Origin of the sequence: Sphaerisporangium sp. NPDC049002, assembly GCF_040649355.1 — a bacterium.
In the GTDB taxonomy this organism is placed as follows: Bacteria; Actinomycetota; Actinomycetes; order Streptosporangiales; family Streptosporangiaceae; genus Sphaerisporangium.
Genome location: NZ_JBEZFH010000081.1, coordinates 1 through 20,199 on the forward strand (window position 1 = coordinate 1; position 20,199 = coordinate 20,199).

Consider the following 20,199-nt stretch of genomic DNA (forward strand, 5'->3'; position numbering starts at 1 on the left):
CTCCAGCCGGTTGCGGCTGAGGTCGACCCGGGTCTCCAGCGCGGCCGTGGACATCGTGCCCTGCTCGGCCAGCGTCGCGAGGGTCGCCCGGACCACGGGCTCGGGCGGGAAGGCCAGTGAGGCGAAGTAGGCCCAGATGTCGCGGTCTTCGGGCCCGGGGAGCAGGATCACCTCGGCGCGCTCGACGCCGCGCCCCGCCCGGCCGACCTGCTGGTAATAGGCCACCGGCGACGCGGGAGCGCCGACGTGCATGACGAAGCCGAGGTCGGGCTTGTCGAAGCCCATGCCGAGGGCCGAGGTCGCGACCAGCGCCTTCAGCCGGTTGCCGAGCAGGGCCTGCTCGGCGGCGAGCCGCTCCGCGGGATCGGTCTGGCCGGAGTAGGCGGCCACCTCGTGCCCCTGGTCGCGCAGGTAGGCGGCGATCTCCTGGGTGGCGGCCACGGTGAGGGTGTAGATGATGCCGGACCCCGGCAGCTCGCGCAGCGTCTCGGCGATCCAGGCCAGCCGCTGCTCGGCGGTGGCAAGGCGCACGACGCTCAGATGCAGGCTGTCGCGCTCCAGCGGCCCCCGCAGCACCAGCGCCTCGGAAGTCGCGGGGGTGGTGAGGCCGGCGAGTTGCTCGGCGACGTCGCGGGTGACCCGGGCGTTGGCCGTGGCCGTGGTGGCGAGGACCGGAACCCCCGGAGGAAGATCGGCCAGCAGGGTGCGCAGACGGCGGTAGTCGGGACGGAAGTCGTGGCCCCAGTCGGAGATGCAGTGGGCCTCGTCGACGACGACCAGGCCGGCGCTCGCCGCCAGCTTGGGCAGGACCAGGTCGCGGAAGTCGGGGTTGTTGAGCCGCTCGGGGCTGACCAGCAGCACGTCGACCTCGCCGCGCTCGACATCGGCGTGGATGAGATCCCACTCGTCGACGTTGGCGGAGTTGATCGTGGCGGCGTGGACCCCGGCGCGGCCGGCGGCGGAGATCTGGTTGCGCATCAGGGCGAGCAGCGGCGAGACGATGACCGTGGGGCCGGCGCCCCTGGCCCGCAGGAGCGCGGTGGCGATGAAGTAGACCGCCGACTTGCCCCAGCCGGTGCGCTGCACGACCAGCGCGCGCCGCCGGTCGACGACCAGCGCCCGGATCGCGGACCACTGGTCGTCTCTGAGCCTCGCGTGCTCCCCCGCGAGCGCTCGCAGCCGCTGCTCCGCCTCGGCCCGCAGACCGCTCTCGTCAACCATGGCTCCATGGGTACCAGGTCCCGGCGACGTTTCAGGCCGTCAAGGCCCCCGCTGTGGATAACCGACGCCCGGTTCGAGATGGTTCGAGCCGTTCTCGCCCGCGACTGTCCCCAGGCGCCGGCTACCTGTGCTCGTCGAATGCGGCGATGGTGACGCGGTGCATGACACGACGCTCGGTGTAGTCGGCCACCGCGTAGTGCTGAGTGCTGCGGTTGTCCCAGAAGGCCAGCGTGCCCGGCCGCCAGTTCAGGCGCACCTGGAACTCCGGCGAGCGGATGTGGTCGACGAGGTACGGCAGGAGCGCCTCGTTCTCCCGGTCCGACAGCCCGACCAGGCGGGTGGTGGACGCGCGGTTCACGAACAGGGACTTCCTGCCGGTCTCCGGATGGACCCGCACGACCGGGCGCTCGTACGGCGGCCATTTCGCCTGCATGGCGGCGAGATCATAGTTGTGCCCCTTGGAAATGGCCTTCTTCATGGAGTTCGTGATGTCGTGGACCGCGGTCAGCTCGTCGCAGAGCCGCTGGATCGGCGGGGACAGCGTCTCGTACGCCATGTAGGCGTTGGCCCACATCGTGTCGCCGCCCACCGAGGGCAGCCGGAGGCAACGCAGCAGGGACCCCATGGGCGGCTCGGGCTCGAAGGTGTTGTCACTGTGCCACTCGTCGCCTCCCTCGCCCTTGGGGTCCACCTGGTCGAGGCGGTGGATGGGGCTGGTCTGGTCCTTGTTGAACGCCGGGATGTTGAGGGCGCCGAAGCGCAGCGCGAACCGGGCGTGCTCGTCGTCGTCGATGGGCTGGTCCCTGAAGAAGAGCACCAGGTGCTCCAGCCAGCCCTGCCTGATGGTGTGGACCTCGTCCTCCGACAGCGGCTTGCGCAGATCGACCCCGGTGACCTCGGCGCCGATGTTCCTGGTCATGGGCCTGAACTCGATCATGTCTCCTGTAGCCCTCCCTCTTCGTCACCCCACCCCAGCATGTAAGCAAGCAACCGCTTGGTCAAGATGGACTCACGGTCCCGAGAGCGGGACCGGTCGCGATGGGCGGTCACCACCGCCGGCCGTACGGACCCGGAAGCCCGTCGAGTCGCGCAGCACCTTGCACCTTCGGCACAATGTTCGATATGGCCCGACGGACTACCACACCCCCGCCAGACGAGGACTTCGAGGAGCGGATCGTCGACATCGACGTTTCGACCGAGATGCGCACCAGCTATCTGGAGTACGCGTACTCCGTGATCTACCAGCGCGCGCTCCCCGACGCCCGCGACGGACTGAAGCCGGTCCAGCGCCGCATCCTCTACTCGATGAGCGAGATGGGCCTGCGGCCCGACCGGGGGCACGTCAAGTCCTCACGGGTCGTCGGTGACGTGATGGGCAAGCTCCACCCGCACGGCGACACCGCGATCTACGACGCCCTGGTGCGCATGGCGCAGCCGTTCTCGATGCGGCTCCCGCTGGTCGACGGCCACGGCAACTTCGGCTCGCCCGACGACCAGCCCGCGGCCATGCGCTACACCGAGGCGCGCCTCGACCCGGCGTCCATGCTGATGGTGCAGTCGATCGACGAGGAGACCGTCGACTTCAAGCCCAACTACGACGGCCAGGAGACCGAGCCCACGGTCCTGCCGAGCGCCTTCCCGAATCTCCTGGTGAACGGCGCCGCGGGCATCGCGGTCGGCATGGCGACCAACATGGCGCCCCACAACCTCGTCGAGGTCATCGCCGCGGCCCGTCACCTCATCAAGAGCCCGGACGCCTCGCTCGACGAGCTCATGCGCTTCGTGCCAGGGCCCGACCTGCCGACCGGTGGATCGATCATCGGGCTGGCCGGCGTCAGGGACGCCTACGAGACCGGGCGCGGCACCTTCCGCATGCGCGCCAAGGCGACGATCGACCAGGTCACCCCGCGCCGCAAGGGCATCATCGTCACCGAGCTGCCCTTCAACGTCGGCCCCGAACGGGTCATCACCAAGATCAAGGAGCTGGTGACCTCAAAGAAGCTCTCCGGCATCTCCGATCTGAAGGATCTCACCGACCGGCACAAGGGCCTGCGCCTGGTCATCGAGATCAAGAACGGCTTCCACCCCGAGGCCGTGCTCGCCGAGCTCTACCGCATGACCCCGATGGAGGAGACCTTCGGGATCAACAACGTGGCGCTGGTCGACGGCCAGCCCCGCACCCTCGGTCTCAAGGAGCTGCTCCAGGTCTTCGTCGACCACCGCATCGAGGTCGTGCGCCGCCGCTCGGCCTACCGGCGGCGCAGGCGTGAGGAACGCCTTCACCTGGTCGACGGCCTCATCGTCGCCCTCCTCAACATCGACGAGGTCATCCAGGTCATCCGGTCGTCCGCCGACTCCGCCGAGGCGCGCACCCGGCTCATGGAGGTCTTCGACCTCTCGGAGATCCAGTCCAACTACATCCTCGACACGCCGCTGCGCCGCCTCACCAGGTACGACAAGATCGAGCTCGACCGCGAGCGGCAGGTTCTCCAGGACGAGATCGCCGAGCTGACCGCGATCCTGTCCTCGGAGGACCGGCTGCGCCGGGTCGTCTCGGCCGAGCTGGCCGAGGTCGCCAAGACGTACGGCACGCCGCGCCGCACCGTCCTGCTGGAGGCCGCGGCGGTCACGACCCCCGGCGCGATCCCGCTGGAGGTCGCCGACGACCCCTGCCTGGTGCTGCTCTCCTCGACCGGCCTTCTCGCCCGTACGGGCGACGACTCGCCGCTCGGCGCAGGGGAGGAACGCTCGGCCCACGACGTGCTGGTCTCGGTCGTACGGTCGACGGTGAGGGGCGAGGTCGGCGTGGTGACGTCGGCCGGGCGCCTGATCAGGGTCTCCGTGGTCGACCTGCCGACCCTGCCGCCTCTGGCCAGCCCGCCGTCCCTGTCGGGCGGCCACCCGGTCAGCGAGTACGTCACGCTGAACCCCGGCGAGCTGGTCGTGGGGCTCGGATCCCTCGACCCCGAGGGGCCCGGCCTCGCGCTCGGCACCGCGCAGGGCATGGTCAAGCGTGTCGTGCCCGAGTATCCCGCGAACCGCAACGACTTCGAGGTCATCGGCCTCAAGCCGGGCGACAGCGTGGTCGGGGCCGTCGAGCTGACCTCGGACGACCACGACCTGGTGTTCATCGGCTCCGACGCCCAGCTCCTGCGCTTCTCGGCCTCCTCCGTACGGCCGCAGGGGCGCCCTGCCGGCGGCATGGCCGGCATCCGCCTCGACGACGGCGCCAAGGTCATCTGGTTCGGCGTCGTCGACCCCGCCCGCGAGGCCCGCGTCGTGACCGTCGCCGGCTCCGCCACCGCGCTTCCCGGCACGGAGACCGGAGGCGGCAAGGTGTCCGACTACGCCGAGTTCCCCCCCAAGGGCAGGGCGACGGGCGGCGTGCGCGCCCAGCGCTTCCTCAAGGGTGAGGATGTGCTCATCCTCGCCTGGGCGGGCCCGGCCCCGATCAAGGCGGTGTCCTCGACAGGCAGGCCCGTCGATTTGCCGTCCGAGCTGGGCCGCCGCGACGGCTCCGGTCTCCGGATGGCCTCCGCCATCGCCGCGATCGGCGGGGCGCTCGGCAGCGGCCCCGCCGTCGGCCGCGAGGGCCGGGCGGGTGGGCGCCTGGAAGAAGACCAGGAGGGCCTGGAGGCGGCCGAGCCGGGCGAGTAGCCGTTCCTGAGCCCGGGCGCCCGGCTAACAGAGCCGGGCGCCGCTCAGCCGCCCGTGGGGCCGGTCGCGATAGCCGGCGTCGCAGAGGCAGAAGGGGTGGCCCGCGCCGCTAGTGTCCCGACGGGACGGCGTCTCCCCTGGCCACAGGTGGAATGGCCGTCAGCAGTTCCCACGGCTCGCCGTCGTGCCAGAAGTCGATCAGCTTGGCCGCCGCCTCACCCGGCTCGAAGTCGCCGAACCCGTACGGGCCGAAGCAGCCGGCCTCCTCCAGCGCGATGACCAGCGGGTCGTCCTCGGGAAGCGTCTGCGCGTAGGCGGCGGCGTCCAGCAGCGCGAGCGCGCAGCGCGCGTTCCAGCCGCCGTCCTTGCGCTGGACCCGGTCGAGTCGCCACCTGGCCCGAGCGCGTAGATATCCGGCGAGCGAATCGGTCGTCCCCACCGCGAACCCCCCCGACGATGTTGCACGTAGCGTTGAACCATCATCACCGAAAGCGACAACTGATCGTGGGATCTTTGCGAAGCCGCTTCCGGACACCCCCGGGGGTATTACCGAAAACGGCATCCGGGAATATTGGCACCATGACGGAAGCATTCGACGATCTGCTGACCGCCAATGAGGAATACGCCCAAAACTTCCAGGGCTCGAACCTTAGCGGCCGCGCGCTACGTGGCCTCGCCGTGGTGACGTGCATGGACTCGCGGATCGACCCGCTTGGCCTGCTGGGTCTCACAGCGGGGGACGCGAAGATCCTTCGGAACGCGGGAGCCCGGGTCACGCCAGACGTGCTGCGCACGCTGGTGCTCGCCGTGTACCTCCTCGGCGTCGACCGTGTCCTGGTCATGCCGCACACCGACTGCCGGATGGCCAAGTCGACCGACGAGGACGTCCACGAGCTGATCAGCCGGGAGTACGGCGTCGACACGCGGAGCCTGGAGTTCCATACGGTGCCGGACCAGGACGCGGCCCTGCGGCGCGACCTGATCCGGATCCGCACCTACCCGTACCTGCCGGACCGCCTCGCCATCGGCGGAGCGGTCTACGACGTCCACACGGGCAAGCTGATGCCCGTCACGCTGTGACCCCCGAGACGGGGCTGTGACGGGCCACAGCCTGGAGACCGCGGCCGTGTGACCCGGCGGGGGCCCAGAGGGCCCGCCGGGTCACACGAGGGCGCGGCAGCCCCGAGGCGGTGGTGCCGTAAGCGCGCGGGCGGCTCGAAGGGGCCGCCCCCTGTGAACGCGCGGCAGACTCCGAGGGGCCGGGTCGCGCCAACACGCGGCCGGCTCCGAGGGGCCGGGTCGCGTGAGCGCGGTCGCCGCCTCAGGCGTCGATGTGGTCGCGGTCGACCTCGGCGGCGCTGCCGACGATGAACTCGCGGCGGGGAGCGACGTCGCTGCCCATGAGAAGCGCGAAGATCTGCTCCGCGGCCTCGACGTCCTCGATGCGGACGCGGCGGAGCGTGCGGTGGCGCGGCTCCATGGTGGTCTCCGCGAGCTGGTCGGCGTCCATCTCGCCGAGGCCCTTGTAGCGCTGGATGGGATCCTTCCAGCGCTTGCCCCGGCGTTCGAGGTCGCGCAGCACCCTGTGCAGCTCGGCGTCGGAGTAGGTGTAGATGTACTTGTCCTTGCCCCTGCCCGGGTTGGTGACCTCGATGCGGTGCAGGGGAGGCACGGCGGCGAACACGCGCCCCGCCTCGACCATGGGCTTCATGTAGCGGTGGAAGAGCGTCAGCAGCAGGCAGCGGATGTGGGCGCCGTCGACGTCGGCGTCGGCCATCAGGATGACCTTGCCGTAGCGCGCGGCCTCGATGTCGAAGCCCCGGCCCGAGCCGGCGCCGATCACCTGGATGATCGCGGCGCACTCGGCGTTCTTGAGCATGTCTGCGACCGAGGCCTTCTGCACGTTCAGGATCTTGCCGCGGATCGGCAGCAGGGCCTGGAACTCGGAGTCGCGGGCCGCGCGGGCGGTGCCGAGGGCGGAGTCGCCCTCGACGATGAACAGCTCGCTGCGGTCGACGGCGTCGCTGCGGCAGTCGACCAGCTTGGCGGGCAGCGCGGAGTTCTCCAGGGCGCTCTTGCGGCGCTGGTTGTCGCGGTGCTCGCGGGCCGCGATGCGGGCCTTGGCCGCCGCGACGATCTTCTCCAGTACGGCGCGGAGCTGCAGCTTGTGGGCGCGCTTGGTGCTGGCGAACAGGTCCTTGAGCTCGCGCGAGACCACGTGGGACACGATGCGGCTCGCCGCCGAGGTGCCGAGGACCTCCTTGGTCTGCCCCTCGAACTGCGGCTCGGGGACCCGGACCGTGACAACGGCGGTCAGGCCCTCAAGGATGTCCTCCTTGGTGACCGGGTCGTCGCCGTTCTTGAGCAGGCGGGTCTCCCTGAGCTGCTCGTTGATCGTGCGGACCAGGGCGCGCTCGAAGCCGCTGACGTGGGTGCCGCCCTTGGGGGTGGCGATCACGTTGACGAACGAGCGCACGGTGGTCTCGTAGCCCTTGCCCCAGCGCACGGCGACGTCGACGGTGAGCTCGCGCTCGACCTCGGTGGAGGTCATGTGGCCCTGCTCGTCGAGCACGGGGACGGTCTCGTGGAAGTGCCCGACGCCCTGGAGCCGCATGACGTCGCAGACGGACTCGTCGCGGGCCAGGAACTCGGTGAACTCGGAGATGCCGCCGTCGAAGCGGAACTCCTCCTCCACGGGCTCCTCGCCGCGGCTGTCGCGCACCGAGATCGTGAGCCCGGGGACCAGGAAGGCGGTCTGCCGCGCGCGGACGTGGATCTCGTCGAGCGAGACCTCGGCCTCACGCAGGAAGATCTGGCTGTCGACCCACCAGCGCACGCGCGTGCCGGTGATCTTGCTCGCGAGGGCGCCGCCGTCACGCAGGCCCGACTTCTTCTTGAACTTGGCGGTGGGGCCGTCGCCGTCGAACACGCCGGGCACGCCGCGGCGGAAGCTGATCTCGTGGACGCGCCCGCCCCGGTCGACCTCGACGTCGAGCCGGGCGGACAGGGCGTTGACCACGGAGGCGCCGACGCCGTGCAGGCCGCCCGAGGCGCCGTAGGAGCCGCCGCCGAACTTGCCGCCGGCGTGGAGCTTGGTATAGACGAGCTCGACGCCCGCGAGGCCGCTCTTGGGCTCGACGTCGACGGGGATGCCGCGGCCGTCGTCGCGGACCTCGATGGACCCGTCGGGGAACAGCTCGACCTCGATGCGCTTGCAGAAGCCGGCGAGAGCCTCGTCGACGGCGTTGTCCACGATCTCCCAGAGGCAGTGCATGAGGCCGCGGCTGTCAGTGGACCCGATGTACATTCCGGGGCGCTTACGGACGGCCTCCAGGCCCTCCAGCACCGACAGATGACGGGCCGTGTAACCCGCCTCCGTGCTGACTGCGGTCACTCCCACTCCCACTGAGCATCGAACATGTGTGCGTAGCCTACCGTTTCTTGATGTTCCGGCGCGCCTAAGCGTGCCACCAACATGGGCTTCCGCGTCAGGCGGACCTCGATTCACGTCACTTAACGACACATTCTGCTCTCGGCGTATCCGGAAGGCGATTGGGAACGTCTGCATCGGGTTAGATGTTGAGCCAAGTGACTGACGCCAAATCCCCACGTCAGTGGGGTGACCCGAAAGGCGATACGTGACTGGAGCTCTCGCCCCCACCAAGCCGCTGACCGCCGTGGACCGGTGCGACCGGTGCGGCGCCCAGGCGTACATCCGCGCGTCCCTCCCCGTGGGCGGGGAGCTACTGTTCTGCGCTCACCACGGACGTCGGCACGTCGCGGCCCTTCGCGACAAGGGTGCCGACATCCAGGACGAGTCGGCGCGCCTGAGCGAAACCCCTACATCGAACGCCAGCGAACGGTGAGCACGCGCCCGCCGCTCTGACCCCGATAATCGAGTGACAACCACATAAGTGAACGCGGCGATCTCGGATGGCGTCCCCCCGGACGTCCCTCTCGGGGCTCGCCGCGTCGCTCTCTCCGGCCAGGTGACACCGCGGGCACGGGCGGACGAGGCCCGTCCGTGCGGAGGTCCCGGGGCGCCCCGGAGCGGTCACCGCACCCGGTAGTGGTAGCCGCCCGACGGCGTGAAACCCTCCGAGGCGTACATCGACCTGGCCGCGAGGTTGGTCGCCATGACGACGAGGTACGCCTCACCGGCGCCTCGCTTCCGGCCGTGCGCCAGCAGGGCGCGCAGCACGCTGCGGCCGAGCCCCCGGCGGCGCGCGTGCGGCAGCGTGGCCATGCAGTAGATCCCCAGCGTGCCGCCCTGGAGCACGGAACGCCCCACGGCCACCGGACCGCCGTCCCACTGGACGGCGGCGTAGCTCGCGGGCACGCCTCTCATGATCCGCTCGGCCGCGCCCAGGCCGTCGTCCCCGAACCGCCCGTCCACCGCCCACCAGGCGGCGAGCCACGCCTGCGACGGATGGTCGAGGATCTCCACCTCGTGCGCGGGGGACGCGGGCTCCACGGCCGTCGAGGCGACCATGAGGACCGTCTCGTCGACCAGGTGGTATCCCCGCCCGGCCAGCTCCTCGTCCAGACCGGGCGACGCGCGCGGGCCGATGGAGAACACGCACGGCAGCCCCCGCTCGGCGTAGAAGCTCTCGGCGGCGCCGACCGCCTTGTCCAGATCATCCGGCGTGGCCCAGGGGAGCACCGAGTTGGCGCGCTTGGTCACGCCGTCGGCGTAGCGCAGCACCCAGCCGTCCAGCGCTTCCTGGCAGGGCGCCGGCCAGGCCCGGTGCACGAGGTCGTCGAAGTCAAGGCTCTCCCCGCTCATCGGCGCAGATTAGCCGATGCTCCCCCTTAGCCGATGCTCCCCGGCCGGGTACGCCGGGGCCGTGGAGACCCCTTGACCTGCGGGAGGCTAGGATCGGGCCCCGTGCTGATCCTGCTGCCGCCGTCCGAGGGCAAGGCCACCCGCGGTAGGGGGGCCGCCCTGGATCTCGGCTCACTGAGCTTCCCCGCCCTGACCTCCGCGCGCGAGAAGGCCCTCGACGCTCTCACCGCCCTGGTCCAGGGCCCCGAGGACGAGGCCGTCGCGGTTCTGGGCCTGTCCCCCGGCCAGGCGGGTGAGCTCGACAGGAACCGGCGGCTGCGCACCGCCCCCACCCTGCCCGTGTCGCGGCTCTACACCGGCGTGCTCTACGACAACCTCGGGCTCGGCTCCCTCGACGCGAGGGCGCGCCGCCGCGCCCAGCGTTCGGTGATCGTGTTCTCGGGGCTGTGGGGCGCGCTGCGGCTCTCCGACCGCGTCCCGCCCTATCGCCTGTCCATGGGCGTACGGCTGCCGCCCCTGGGCGGCCTCGCGGCCCACTGGCGCTCCCCCCTGGCGGAGGTCCTCGACGCCGAGTCGGGGATGGTCGTCGACCTGAGGTCGTCGACGTACGCCCAGGCCTGGCAGCCCGGCTCGCGTGCCACGACGGTGCGCGTGCTGAGAGAGACCGACGGCACCCGCTCGGTGGTGAGCCACATGGCCAAGGCCACGCGCGGCGCCGTCGCGCGCTCCCTGGTCGAGAGCGGCGCCGATCCTCGGAGCCCCCAGGAGCTGGCCGAGCTCCTGGCGGGGCTCGGCCACGAGACCGAGCTCGGCGACCCGCCCAGGAAGGGCAGGCCCTGGACCCTGGACGTCGTTATCCGTTCGTGATCACATTCAGCCGTGAACACGCCTTGAGGAACTCCTTCTCGGGGTCACCCATGTGCGACCAGGGCAGGACGCTGAACCTGCCGCCCGTGCGCGAGAGGTGCCCTCGGGCCGGCCGCCGCATGTCGGCCAGGTAGAACGCCGCGCCGAAGGCGTTGTGCGCCTCCACGGCCCTTGGATGCGCCCTGCCGCCCCTGGGCTCGTGCCAGCGGCCCGCCGCCGAGGTGATCTCGCGCTGCACCTCGTACGAGACCCAGGCGCGCGACCGCCCCGATCGCTCGCCCGCGACGTGCTCGAAGTAGGCCAGGGGCAGCAACGCCGCCAGCGGATCGCCGTCGGGGGCCTGCCGGCCCGCGGCCCGGGCGAAGTCGAACATCTCCTGGCTCGTGCCGCCCCAGCCGGGGGACAGCGTGACCAGCCGGGCGAGACCGGCGGCGAACAGTGTGCGGTGACGGCGTGACGCCTCCGACCAGATGGAGTCCTTCTCCTCCTTCGGCCGCTCCAGGCCGAGGGACAGCCACAGAAGGGAGACCCAGGGCGCCGGATCGGCCGGCATCAGCTGGGCGGCCGCCAGCAGCGGGGCCCGCGCCGCCTCCATCGCCTGATGGAAGACGCGCACCCGGTCGGCCTGCACGGCCCGCGCCCGGACATCGGGCTTGATCTCCCAGGCCTCCTCGACGCGGGTGCGGCCGAGCCACAGCCACAGATCGGGGTTGACCCGGTCGCGCGAGAGCAGGGCCTCGATGCCTCCCGCGAGGCCCACGGCGGCCTTGGCCAGCGCCTCGACCCGCAACGCGCGGACCTCGGGGTCACCCCGGGTCGCGACGAGCGCGGGAATGGCGGGTTCGAGATATCCGCGTCCGAGGGCGTTCACCGCGTCGTCGAGAACGGCGTCGGCCCAGGGACGGCTTGCGATCGGTCGTGGCCCCCGAGCACGCGCCCGATCCACTTCGATCACACCCATGGGCGGTGAGCCTAGAAGCCGTCAAGACTCGCGCCGCTACCGCCACGTTACGGCTGCGTAAACGGCGCTGTCCAAGGAAGGCCCTTTCGCACCATGGGGCCGATGACGAACGGCTCCCGCCCTGTCTGGGCGGGAGCCGTGCCGTCATCAGTCGAGGTAGTCGCGCAGGACCTGCGAGCGCGACGGGTGGCGGAGCTTCGACATGGTCTTGGACTCGATCTGCCGGATGCGCTCGCGCGTCACCCCGTAGACCTTGCCGATCTCGTCGAGCGTCTTCGGCTGGCCGTCGGTGAGGCCGAACCGCATGGAGACCACGCCCGCCTCGCGCTCCGACAACGTGTCGAGCACGGAGTGGAGCTGCTCCTGGAGCAGGGTGAAGCTGACCGCGTCGGCCGGGACGATGGCCTCGGAGTCCTCGATCAGGTCGCCGAACTCGCTGTCACCCTCCTCGCCGAGGGGGGTGTGCAGGGAGATCGGCTCGCGGCCGTACTTCTGGACCTCGACGACCTTCTCAGGGGTCATGTCGAGCTCGCGCGCCAGCTCCTCGGGAGTCGGCTCGCGACCGAGATCCTGCAGCATCTGCCGCTGGACCCGGGCCAGTTTGTTGATCACTTCGACCATGTGGACGGGGATGCGGATGGTCCGCGCCTGGTCCGCCATGGCACGGGTGATCGCCTGGCGGATCCACCACGTGGCGTAGGTGGAGAACTTGTAACCCTTGGTGTAGTCGAACTTCTCGACCGCGCGGATCAGACCCAGGTTGCCCTCCTGGATCAGGTCGAGGAAGAGCATGCCGCGGCCGGTGTAACGCTTGGCCAGCGAGACCACCAGGCGGAGGTTGGCCTCCAGCAGGTGGTTCTTGGCGCGGCGGCCGTCCTCGGCGATCCACTCAAGCTCGGCGCGGACGTCGACGGGAAGCCTCTCGCCGTCGTTCGCGAGCTGCTCCTCGGCGAAGAGACCGGCCTCGATGCGCTTGGCCAGCTCGACCTCCTGCTCGGCGTTGAGCAGCGGGACCTTGCCGATCTGCTTGAGGTAGTCCTTCACCGGGTCGGCGGTGGCTCCGGCGGCGGCGACCTGCGCCACGGGCGCGTCGTCGTCGTCATCGGAGAGGATCAGGACCTCGTCGTCGCTCTGGACCTCGGCTCCGGGCTTGGCCTCGGCTTCCGCCTCGACCTCCACTTCGGCCTCTACCTCGGTCTCTGTGTCGGTTTCGGCCACGGCCTCCACCTCGACGTCGATGTCGAAGTCCTCGAGCTCGAGGTCGCCCTCGATGTCGAGGTCCTCGTCATCCTCGGAGGAGACCTTGGGCTTGGTTTCGATCTTGGGCGATGGCGACGCGGGCACGGCGACCTCCGGCTTGGCCTTCTTGGCGAGGGCGGCAGGGGTTGTGACCTTGGCGGGAGCGTCAGGGGCTGATGCGGCCTTCTTCGCCGGCGCGGCCTTCTTGGCCACGGGCTTCTTGGCGACCGGCTTCTCAGCCGGCGCCGCGGCCTCGCCCCCGGCACCACTCACCACGGCCGTGACGGTATCGGGCTGCTCCTTGGCCGCCGCGGTGGCGGTCTTGGTCTTCTTCACGGGGGCGGCGGTGCGACGCTTGGCCGGGCCACGAGATTTCTTGGGCGCCGCCGAGTCCGCGGCGGTCACCACGACGGTCACACCCTCCTTGCTGAGGTTCCGAAGGAACCCAGCGGCGTGCGACATCGGGATGTCCGCCTCCTCGAAGGCCTTGCGGACATCCTCAGACTCGAGGAAACCCTGCGAGCGCCCACGCTCGATGAGCCGCTGAATGACGGGCTCGTTCAGCTCAGATGGCTTCGAGCGAGTCGAACTTGCAGGCGACACGAACACCTCTCGAACGAACGCATGGTGAGAATGGACCCAGGTGCCCGCTAGGGGCGCTTGCTTCTTTTCGGTGGTGGGCCGTGCGAACCGCGACGTACCTGCCCAGCATTCTGGCATGACCCCGCCGTCCTTACGGCCGCCTCACAGCGGTTGCCCTCCACCCTAGGCCGACCGGAACAGTAGTGCGTACGGAAGCGGGTCACCGATACCCGAAAGCAACCCTTATGACTGTTTCATTCAGTCACTCTTTGTGGCGGCTGGCACATGAACGGCGAGCACCGTGACGTCATCGTCCTGCTCATACCCCGCCAGCATCCGATCCACCAGGAAGTCAAGCAACATATGTGGATTTCCTAGGACTTCCGGGGGCGCTTCGCCGACGACAGAACAAAGTTCTGCGAGCCCGGCGTCGAGCCCGCGCTTGCGGTTCTCCACCAGACCGTCCGAGTAGAGCACCGCGGTGTGACCCGGCGGGACGCAGAACCGGAACTGCTTGCGGATGGTCGGCCAGCCGAGCGGCGTGCCGGGCTCCCCTTCGGACAGCACGGCCGTGCCCTGAGGCGACACCAGCAGGGGCGGCGGGTGACCAGCCAGCGCGAGGGTGCCCTCGCCGGTTCCGGGCTCGACGACCATGTACGCCAGGGTCGTGACCTGCTCTTCTTCCTCGGTGGCGTCGAAGACCCTGTCGAGGCCGGTGAGCACCGCGGCGGGCGGAGGGTTGGTGAGGGCCAGGGCGCGCATCGCGTTGCGGATGCGGCCCATGCCCGCGGCGGCCTTGACGCCCTTGCCCATGACGTCGCCCACGACGGCCGCCACCCGGGCGTCCTGCAGGACGAACGCGTCGTACCAGTCGCCGCCGACCTGGACGTGCCTGCTGCCCGAGCGGAAGCGCTGGGCCAGCACCAGGCCCGGGATGACCGGGAGGCGGTCGGGCAGGAGGCTGCGCTGGAGCGTCTCGGCGGTGCGGTGCTCACGCTCGAACAGCGTGGCCCGCTCCACGGCGAGCGCGCACTGCCCGGCCAGGGCCTCCAGGAAGACGCCGTCCTCTTGGGAGATCTTCTGCGGCCGGGTGAAGGCGAACCTGAGCGCGCCGAGCGCCCGCCCCGCGGCCAGCAGCGGGAGGCCCACCCACGCCCGCTCGTCGCTGTGGGCCAGGAAGGCCTCGACCACCGCCTCGTCGCCGCCCGCCTCCACGAGCTGGGCTCGGAGGCTCTCGGGAGACTCGGCGAACACGGGCCTGCGGCTGTTGACCGCCATGGTCATCACGCTGGACTGCGAGAGCGGGATCTCCTCGCCGGCGGCCCCGGGGACCTCGGGAAGGCCGCCGCTGTTGGTCAGCTTCAGCGCCGCCCGATCGGTGTCGAGGAGGGCGACGGCCGACCTGTCGGCGGCCAGGGCGGTGCGGCCGACGTCGATGATGACCTGCACGACCTGCTCGACCGTGAGCGCCTCGGCGAGCATCGCCGTGGCGCCCTGGAGGCGTGCCGTGCGCAGGGCGGCGGCGCCGAGCTGGTCGGTCAGGCGGCCGCGCATCTCCTCGGCCTCGCGCTGCGGCGTGACGTCGCTGTTGGCGCCGACCCACTCGATGACCCGGCCGTGCCGGATGATCGGTACGGCCCGCACCTCGAAATGGCGGTAACCGCTTGCCCGGGTGCGGACGCGGTAGCTCCACTCGAACAGGGTGCGCCCGCGCAGGGCCTCGCGCCAGGCCTCGTCTGCGGCCGGGCGGTCGTCGGGGTGCACGGCCTCCAGCCAGCCGTAGGCGAGGTATTCTTCGAGGCTCTGGCCGGTGATGGCCCGCCACTGCGGGGCGTCCTCGAACACGGCGCCCGTGGGCGAGGTGATCCACACCAGCTGCTGCTGCGACTCGACCAGCGAGCGGTAACGCTCCTCGCTGCGGCGCAGCTCCTCCTCGGTGAGCTGGCGCTCGGTGACGTCGACGCCGAACATGGCGACCCCGGCCAGCGCGCCCTTGTCGCCGTGGATCGGATAGAACGACAAGGTCCAGTGCCGCAGCTCACCGCTGCCGGACATGGTGCGGTAGCGCTGGTCGCCGTTGGCGACCGCGCGGTGCTCCTCGACGACCCTGCGCAGCGCCGCGTCGATCAGGGCCGAGAGGTCGGCGGCGAGGATCTCCGACGCCGCGTGGCCGACATGATCGTCGGCGGTCACGCCGCTGACGTCGGCGAAGCTCTGGTTGACCCGCTGGAACCTGCCGGCCGTGTCGAAGAACGCGAAGGCGAACGGCGCCTCGGCGAGCAGGCCCTGGAATTAGGGCGGGGTCTGAGATGTCCACACCCGACTCCCGGGGACGGGGCACGGAGGTTTCGGCGCTCATGGTCGGCACCTCCGTCGCGTGCCAGGGTCTCCCACGAGGCACATCTCCATAACTGTGATTGGTAGCGCGGAACTGCACTACATCATCGGCGATGGGCACGCACGGACGGAAGCCCCGGCCGCGATGCGGTCAACGCATCCTGTCAAAAACGCGCCGCGGTGTGCAGCAAGATCGGCCGACTTTCTCGGCACTCGCCCCTTGGTCTGCCCGGTCTCCGCCACCTCGGCCAAGCCTTCAGCCCTCCGCCACCTCGGACCCGCACGGTAACGCCTCGTGCCGTAGGGCACGGCGTGTCCGGCAACCGGACGCGCTGGGGAACAGCTTCCCACAGGAGAGGGCGTGTGGTGCCGGATGTGCCCCTAACCCTTAGGGGTTGACACCTCCGCGATACAAGATGAAATGGGAAACGCACGCCCCCTCAGCGCACTGGTCCGGGGGACAGATCTCCCCCGGCTCACCGGGAGGATGCGAAACCGCCCATGCCTGCTCTAGCAACGCGTTTCACCTGGGGAACCGCCGAACCGCGAGTATCCGAACCACGCGAAGCCCAATCGCGAGCAGCCGGGCCGCGTGATCTCGTCACCGCGCGCCTCTCCGACGAGTTCCTCATCGTGCCCATCGAGATCGTGGAGCGATGTGTGGACGACGTGTGGGCGTGCGCCGCCCACCTCGGGGTCGACATCACCGCGCCCGTCGTAGAGCGCATCGCCCGCGAGCACCTGCTCGCTCTCTCCAGCTCCGCGCTCCTCGTCGCCCCTCCCGGCTGACCGGGTTCCGGCACGGGTAACACACATGGCCCCTGGCGGTGACACTCGCAGGCCCATGTGGGTAACAGTCGGGCCTTCCGGGTAACAGCGGGGTCACCAGGCGGCGTTCCGTGCACCGTTTGGGCCTGGAATGCGAGAAGGTAAGGGGCGTGAGCCGCCGACGACGACGAGACCCCCGGGGCACCCAGCCGCCGGACGACGTGTTCGCGGAGATGCTTCTGGCGGCCCGCGAGCTGCTCGCCGTCCGCACCCCGCTCGACGCCGAGCTGATGGTCTCCGACATGCTCGGCGCGTGGTGGGGCCGCCGCCTGCGCCGGGGCGACGTGGAGGAGTTCCTCGGCGAGGGCCTGGTCGACTACGCCGCCAAGGCGGGCACGCCCGCAGCGCTGACCCTGCTGATCGCCGTGGCCTACCTCGGCACCGCCCGGCAGGCCGCGAAGGCCGAGGGCGCCGCGCTGGCCCTGATGGAGTCCGATGTGGCGCGGCCGCGCTGGGCCGAGCGTGTTGGAGCGGTCAAACCCCGGGGCTGCTACGTCTCAAGGGACGCCTACGGCGACCAGGACACCGTGGTGTGCACCTTCGCCTACCGGGGCTTTCCCGACCAGTCCGCGCAGGGTCGCGTCGGCTTGGGCCAGGCGGCGTCTTCGGGCAGGGCCGGGGCGGCGGGTCACGGCCACCGTTCCGGTGCGATCGGGCGCGATCGCGACTCCGAGGCCCCGGCCGGCGACGGCGCCGGCCTGGTCTCGGCGCGGGAGGCGCCGGGGTGCGGCACCGCCGAGGGCACCGTGGCGGGGCGGGCTCCCGAGGCCCACAGCGAGGACTCCCACGCCCTGGTGGTGATCGTCGACTACAACATGCGGGGCATGGCCCGTGACGCGTGGGTCTCCTCCCAGGTCGACAGCCTGCTGGAGAAGGCCGGCATGGAGGCCGCCGGCAATCCCATGCTGCGCTTCGAGGAGATCGAGCCGCAGCAGGCAAGGGCGCTGCTGGAGTTCGCCATGAAGGCCACGACCGAGTCGCTGGGCCGCAAGTCGCCCAAGCTCGTCAGCGACAGCTACAGCGCTTACCACGCCTTCGCCAGGGCCCGGATCAAGGCGTTGCCGCCGGGCCGCAAGCGCCCCGCCCCGCTCTTCAGCGAGGCGCCCTACAGCCGCGACCGCCGCGCGATGCTCGCGGCGGAGTTCCTGGCCTCCGACGCGGCCGAGCACCTCTCGGACCCCTCGGCGGCGTCCCGGTGCGCCGACCACATCATCGACTACGGATGCGACCAGGACTTCAACCGCCCGCTGCGGGTGAGCCCCACCAAGTGCGAGACGTTCCTCCTCGACTGGCTGCCGCGCAAGGTCCTGCTCGATCCCGCCGAGCAGGAGGCCATGCCCCACGTGCTGCTGTCATGGGTACGGTTCGCCGCCCCGAGGACCGGGCTGCCCGAGGAGGGCGTCCGGGCGACGCTGGACGCCGTCTGGGAGGCGACGGGCCGCTTCACCGAGGCATACCGCGACCCGACGACCTTCGGTCTGGACCGATCCCTCGTCGAGCGCCTGCTGCCCGACGGCGACCTGTCGGCCCTCGCGCGGCGGGCGTTCGCGTTCCCGTTCCTGGAGGGCACGCACGGCGACATCGACCTGTCGGCCCTCCACCCGGCCGAGGACGCCGACCGCCGCATCCTGGTGGAGATCGACCACGCGGACGAGCGCGGCCGTCCCGACTACGCCGAGCACCTGGCCTGGCACGAGGAGATCGCCAAGCGGCTGTGGGACGGCGACCCCGAGCAGTTGTGGGAGGCGGCCCAGCGCCTGCTCGACCTCGGGCACGACCGCCACGACGTGCTGCACGTGCTCATGGAGATCGCGGAGCGGATCGGCGACCACCCCGACGAGCTGGCCGCCGCCCTGGACGACATCGCCGACATCCCCGACGAACCCCCCGCCTAGGCGCCGGGCGCTAGCCGGTGAAGCCGATGTCGGCGTACTTGAGGGTGTAGAACCCGGGGGCCCCGATGTTGGCGAGGGTGGACTTCACCCCCCAGTTCTGCGGCCGCTGGTAGAGCGGGAGGACGTTGACCTTCTGCCAGATCAGCTTGTCGGCCTCGTTGGCGTCGCTCCTCGCCTGCTCGGCGTTGAGGTCGGACGAGGCCTTCTTCATCGCCGTGTCGATCTCGGGGCTGCCCGACCTGCCGAAGTTGGCGTTCCACTGGATCTTGCCGTCCGACGATTTGACCCCGTTCGCGTACGTGCCGTAGCTGCTGGAGACCGGGAACGGCGTGCCGATGTAGGAGAACGGCGCGATGTCGAAGTTGCCGGGGATGACGTACTTGGAGAAGAAGTCGTCGTTCGGCACCGACTGGATGGTGACCTTGACGCCGATGCGCTCCAGCATGGCCTGGGTCAGCTCACCTTCGGACTTGCTGAGCTGCAGCCCGGCCGGGATCACGAAGCGGACGGTGAGCACCTTGCCGGCCTTCTGGCGGGTGGGGCTCGCCCGGCGCCAGCCCGCCGCGTCGAGCAGCTTCTCGGCCTTGGCGGGGTCGTACTTCCCGAGCGCGCCGGCGTTGTCCTGGTAGCCGGCCTGGGTGTTCATGAAGAAGTGGTTGTTGAGGAGCGCGCTGTTCCAGCCGAGCCCCTGCAGGTCCGACCGCGTGATCGCGTCGCGGTTCAGGCCGAGGACGATCGCCTGGCGGACCTTGACGTCGGAGAGCGCGGGACTGTCGCCGTTGAAGGTGAAGTGCCGGAAGTCCGGACCCGCGGCCTGCCGGATGACCGCGCCCTTGGCGCTCTTGGCCCTGGCGTAGTCGGGCGCGGAGGGTCCGACGTCGAAGACGTCCAGCTCGCCGTTGGTGAACGCACCGACCAGCGCGTCGGTGCCCAGCGAACGATAGATGATCTTGTCGAGCTTGGCCCTGTCGCCCCACCAGGCGTCGTCGCGGACGATCGTCGTCGTCTTGGCCGTCTGGTCGAAGGAGGCGAACTTGAACGGGCCTGCGGTCACGGGGATCCGGTTCAGCCAGCTGGTGTTGAAGGCGTCCGGCGTCGCGTTCGTCGACTTCGGGTAGAGCGGCCAGAACAGCGACTGCCACTCGGAGAACGGGCTCTCGAAGGTCACCAGCACCTCGTAGTCGTCCTTGCCCCGGGCGACGCTCGCGATGTCCTGGTAGCCGGTCGTCGCGGCGACGTGGAAGTCGGGGTTCGCGCCGTTCAGGGCCTTCCACTGGGCTTCGTAGTCCTGCCAGGTGATCGGCCTGCCGTCGGACCACCGGGCCCTGCGGTTCAGCGTGTAGGTCACCACCTGACGCGGGCTGGTCGCCGTCACCCGGGCATCGGTGACGTAGTTGGTGTTCGGGACCGGGGTGGCCTTCTCGTCGGAGCGGAACGCGGCGGGCATCAGGGCGTCGATGACCTTCTTGACCTCCGCGAGGTTGCCGTCGACGTGGTTCAGGTTCCATTGCGTGGGGAACTCGGTGAGCCCCCAGTGCAGGACGCCGCCCTGCCTCACCCGGTCGCGGGGCATCTGGTTGATGTCGAAGGCCTTGATCGCCGGCGGGACCTTCCCCGTGGACGTGCCCCCCGCGCCGCCCCGGCCGCTCCCGCAGGCCGTCAGCGCGAGCGACAGGGACAGGGACAGGGTGATGACAAGGGCGACGGCCGCCAGCGGGCCCCGGCGACCGCGCGCGAGCGCGCCGATCGGCGAGGGCGCGCCGGCCCTTCCCCGCGCGGCCCCCGCGCCCGGCCGTCCCCTCCGGACTACAGTCACGTTTCCTCCC

The 20,199-nt window shown here is 70.5% G+C and carries 15 protein-coding genes; 6 read left to right on the forward strand and 9 right to left on the reverse strand.

From position 1 onward, the window contains the following. Together AB0B89_RS17875 and AB0B89_RS17880 are read right to left on the reverse strand one after the other, a co-directional pair. Positions 1-1,221: RecQ family ATP-dependent DNA helicase (locus AB0B89_RS17875; RefSeq protein ID WP_358553603.1), on the reverse strand; the 1,221-nt coding region annotated here is incomplete at its 3' end. A 121-nt stretch (positions 1,222-1,342) separates the two neighbouring features. Continuing rightward, positions 1,343-2,158 carry a TauD/TfdA family dioxygenase gene (locus AB0B89_RS17880; RefSeq protein WP_358553605.1) on the reverse strand — a complete coding sequence of 272 codons (816 nt, stop codon included), beginning with the start codon at positions 2,156-2,158 and terminating at the stop codon, positions 1,343-1,345. A 185-nt stretch (positions 2,159-2,343) separates the two neighbouring features. On the opposite strand from AB0B89_RS17880, the gene AB0B89_RS17885 reads away from it, so the two are divergent. After that, entirely contained in the window at positions 2,344-4,878 is a 2,535-nt protein-coding gene (locus AB0B89_RS17885) for a DNA topoisomerase IV subunit A (RefSeq protein ID WP_358553607.1), read from the forward strand. 109 nt (positions 4,879-4,987) lie between these two features. Here AB0B89_RS17885 and AB0B89_RS17890 read toward each other — a convergent pair whose 3' ends face one another. Then, entirely contained in the window at positions 4,988-5,317 is a 330-nt protein-coding gene (locus tag AB0B89_RS17890; protein WP_358553609.1) for a hypothetical protein, read from the reverse strand. 140 nt (positions 5,318-5,457) lie between these two features. On the opposite strand from AB0B89_RS17890, the gene AB0B89_RS17895 reads away from it, so the two are divergent. After that, on the forward strand, positions 5,458-5,958 hold the full coding sequence (locus AB0B89_RS17895; protein WP_358553611.1) for a carbonic anhydrase: 501 nt from the start codon (positions 5,458-5,460) through the stop codon (positions 5,956-5,958). 241 nt (positions 5,959-6,199) lie between these two features. Here the strand turns inward: AB0B89_RS17895 and AB0B89_RS17900 are convergent, their stop codons facing one another. After that, the gene (locus tag AB0B89_RS17900; RefSeq protein ID WP_358553613.1) at positions 6,200-8,272 is read right to left on the reverse strand and encodes a DNA topoisomerase IV subunit B; all 2,073 of its coding nucleotides are present in this window, start codon (positions 8,270-8,272) and stop codon (positions 6,200-6,202) included. A 244-nt stretch (positions 8,273-8,516) separates the two neighbouring features. Between AB0B89_RS17900 and AB0B89_RS17905 the strand changes: the two genes are divergently transcribed. Next, positions 8,517-8,744 carry a hypothetical protein gene (locus AB0B89_RS17905; RefSeq protein WP_358553615.1) on the forward strand — a complete coding sequence of 76 codons (228 nt, stop codon included), beginning with the start codon at positions 8,517-8,519 and terminating at the stop codon, positions 8,742-8,744. A 188-nt stretch (positions 8,745-8,932) separates the two neighbouring features. Here the strand turns inward: AB0B89_RS17905 and AB0B89_RS17910 are convergent, their stop codons facing one another. Next, positions 8,933-9,664, reverse strand: a complete 732-nt coding sequence (locus tag AB0B89_RS17910; RefSeq protein ID WP_358553617.1) for a GNAT family N-acetyltransferase — start codon at positions 9,662-9,664, stop codon at positions 8,933-8,935. A 102-nt stretch (positions 9,665-9,766) separates the two neighbouring features. Here AB0B89_RS17910 and yaaA point away from each other — a divergent pair, with 102 nt between their 5' ends. Then, positions 9,767-10,531, forward strand: coding sequence for a peroxide stress protein YaaA (gene yaaA, locus AB0B89_RS17915; RefSeq protein ID WP_358553619.1), 765 nt, complete (start codon positions 9,767-9,769; stop codon positions 10,529-10,531). On the opposite strand, the gene AB0B89_RS17920 is transcribed toward yaaA, so the two are convergent. From AB0B89_RS17920 to AB0B89_RS17930, 3 genes are all read right to left on the reverse strand, one after another. Then, a complete protein-coding gene (locus AB0B89_RS17920; protein ID WP_358553621.1) occupies positions 10,518-11,492 on the reverse strand; it encodes a hypothetical protein in 975 nt (324 codons plus the stop codon). The genes yaaA and AB0B89_RS17920 overlap by 14 nt on opposite strands. A 147-nt stretch (positions 11,493-11,639) precedes the next feature. After that, the gene (locus AB0B89_RS17925) at positions 11,640-13,334 is read right to left on the reverse strand and encodes an RNA polymerase sigma factor (protein WP_358553623.1); all 1,695 of its coding nucleotides are present in this window, start codon (positions 13,332-13,334) and stop codon (positions 11,640-11,642) included. Positions 13,335-13,571: 237 nt separating this feature from the next. Further along, positions 13,572-15,596: a SpoIIE family protein phosphatase gene (locus AB0B89_RS17930; RefSeq protein WP_358553636.1), complete on the reverse strand. Its 2,025-nt coding sequence runs from the start codon at positions 15,594-15,596 to the stop codon at positions 13,572-13,574. 555 nt (positions 15,597-16,151) lie between these two features. Between AB0B89_RS17930 and AB0B89_RS17935 the strand changes: the two genes are divergently transcribed. Both AB0B89_RS17935 and AB0B89_RS17940 read left to right on the forward strand, forming a co-directional pair. Next, positions 16,152-16,439: a hypothetical protein gene (locus AB0B89_RS17935; RefSeq protein ID WP_358553625.1), complete on the forward strand. Its 288-nt coding sequence runs from the start codon at positions 16,152-16,154 to the stop codon at positions 16,437-16,439. A gap of 212 nt (positions 16,440-16,651) precedes the next feature. Further along, the gene (locus AB0B89_RS17940; protein ID WP_358553638.1) at positions 16,652-18,373 is read left to right on the forward strand and encodes a hypothetical protein; all 1,722 of its coding nucleotides are present in this window, start codon (positions 16,652-16,654) and stop codon (positions 18,371-18,373) included. A gap of 10 nt (positions 18,374-18,383) precedes the next feature. Here AB0B89_RS17940 and AB0B89_RS17945 read toward each other — a convergent pair whose 3' ends face one another. Continuing rightward, complete coding sequence (locus AB0B89_RS17945) at positions 18,384-20,189, reverse strand: ABC transporter family substrate-binding protein (protein ID WP_358553626.1); 1,806 nt, start codon at positions 20,187-20,189, stop codon at positions 18,384-18,386. Between the last annotated feature and the right edge of the window lie 10 nt (positions 20,190-20,199).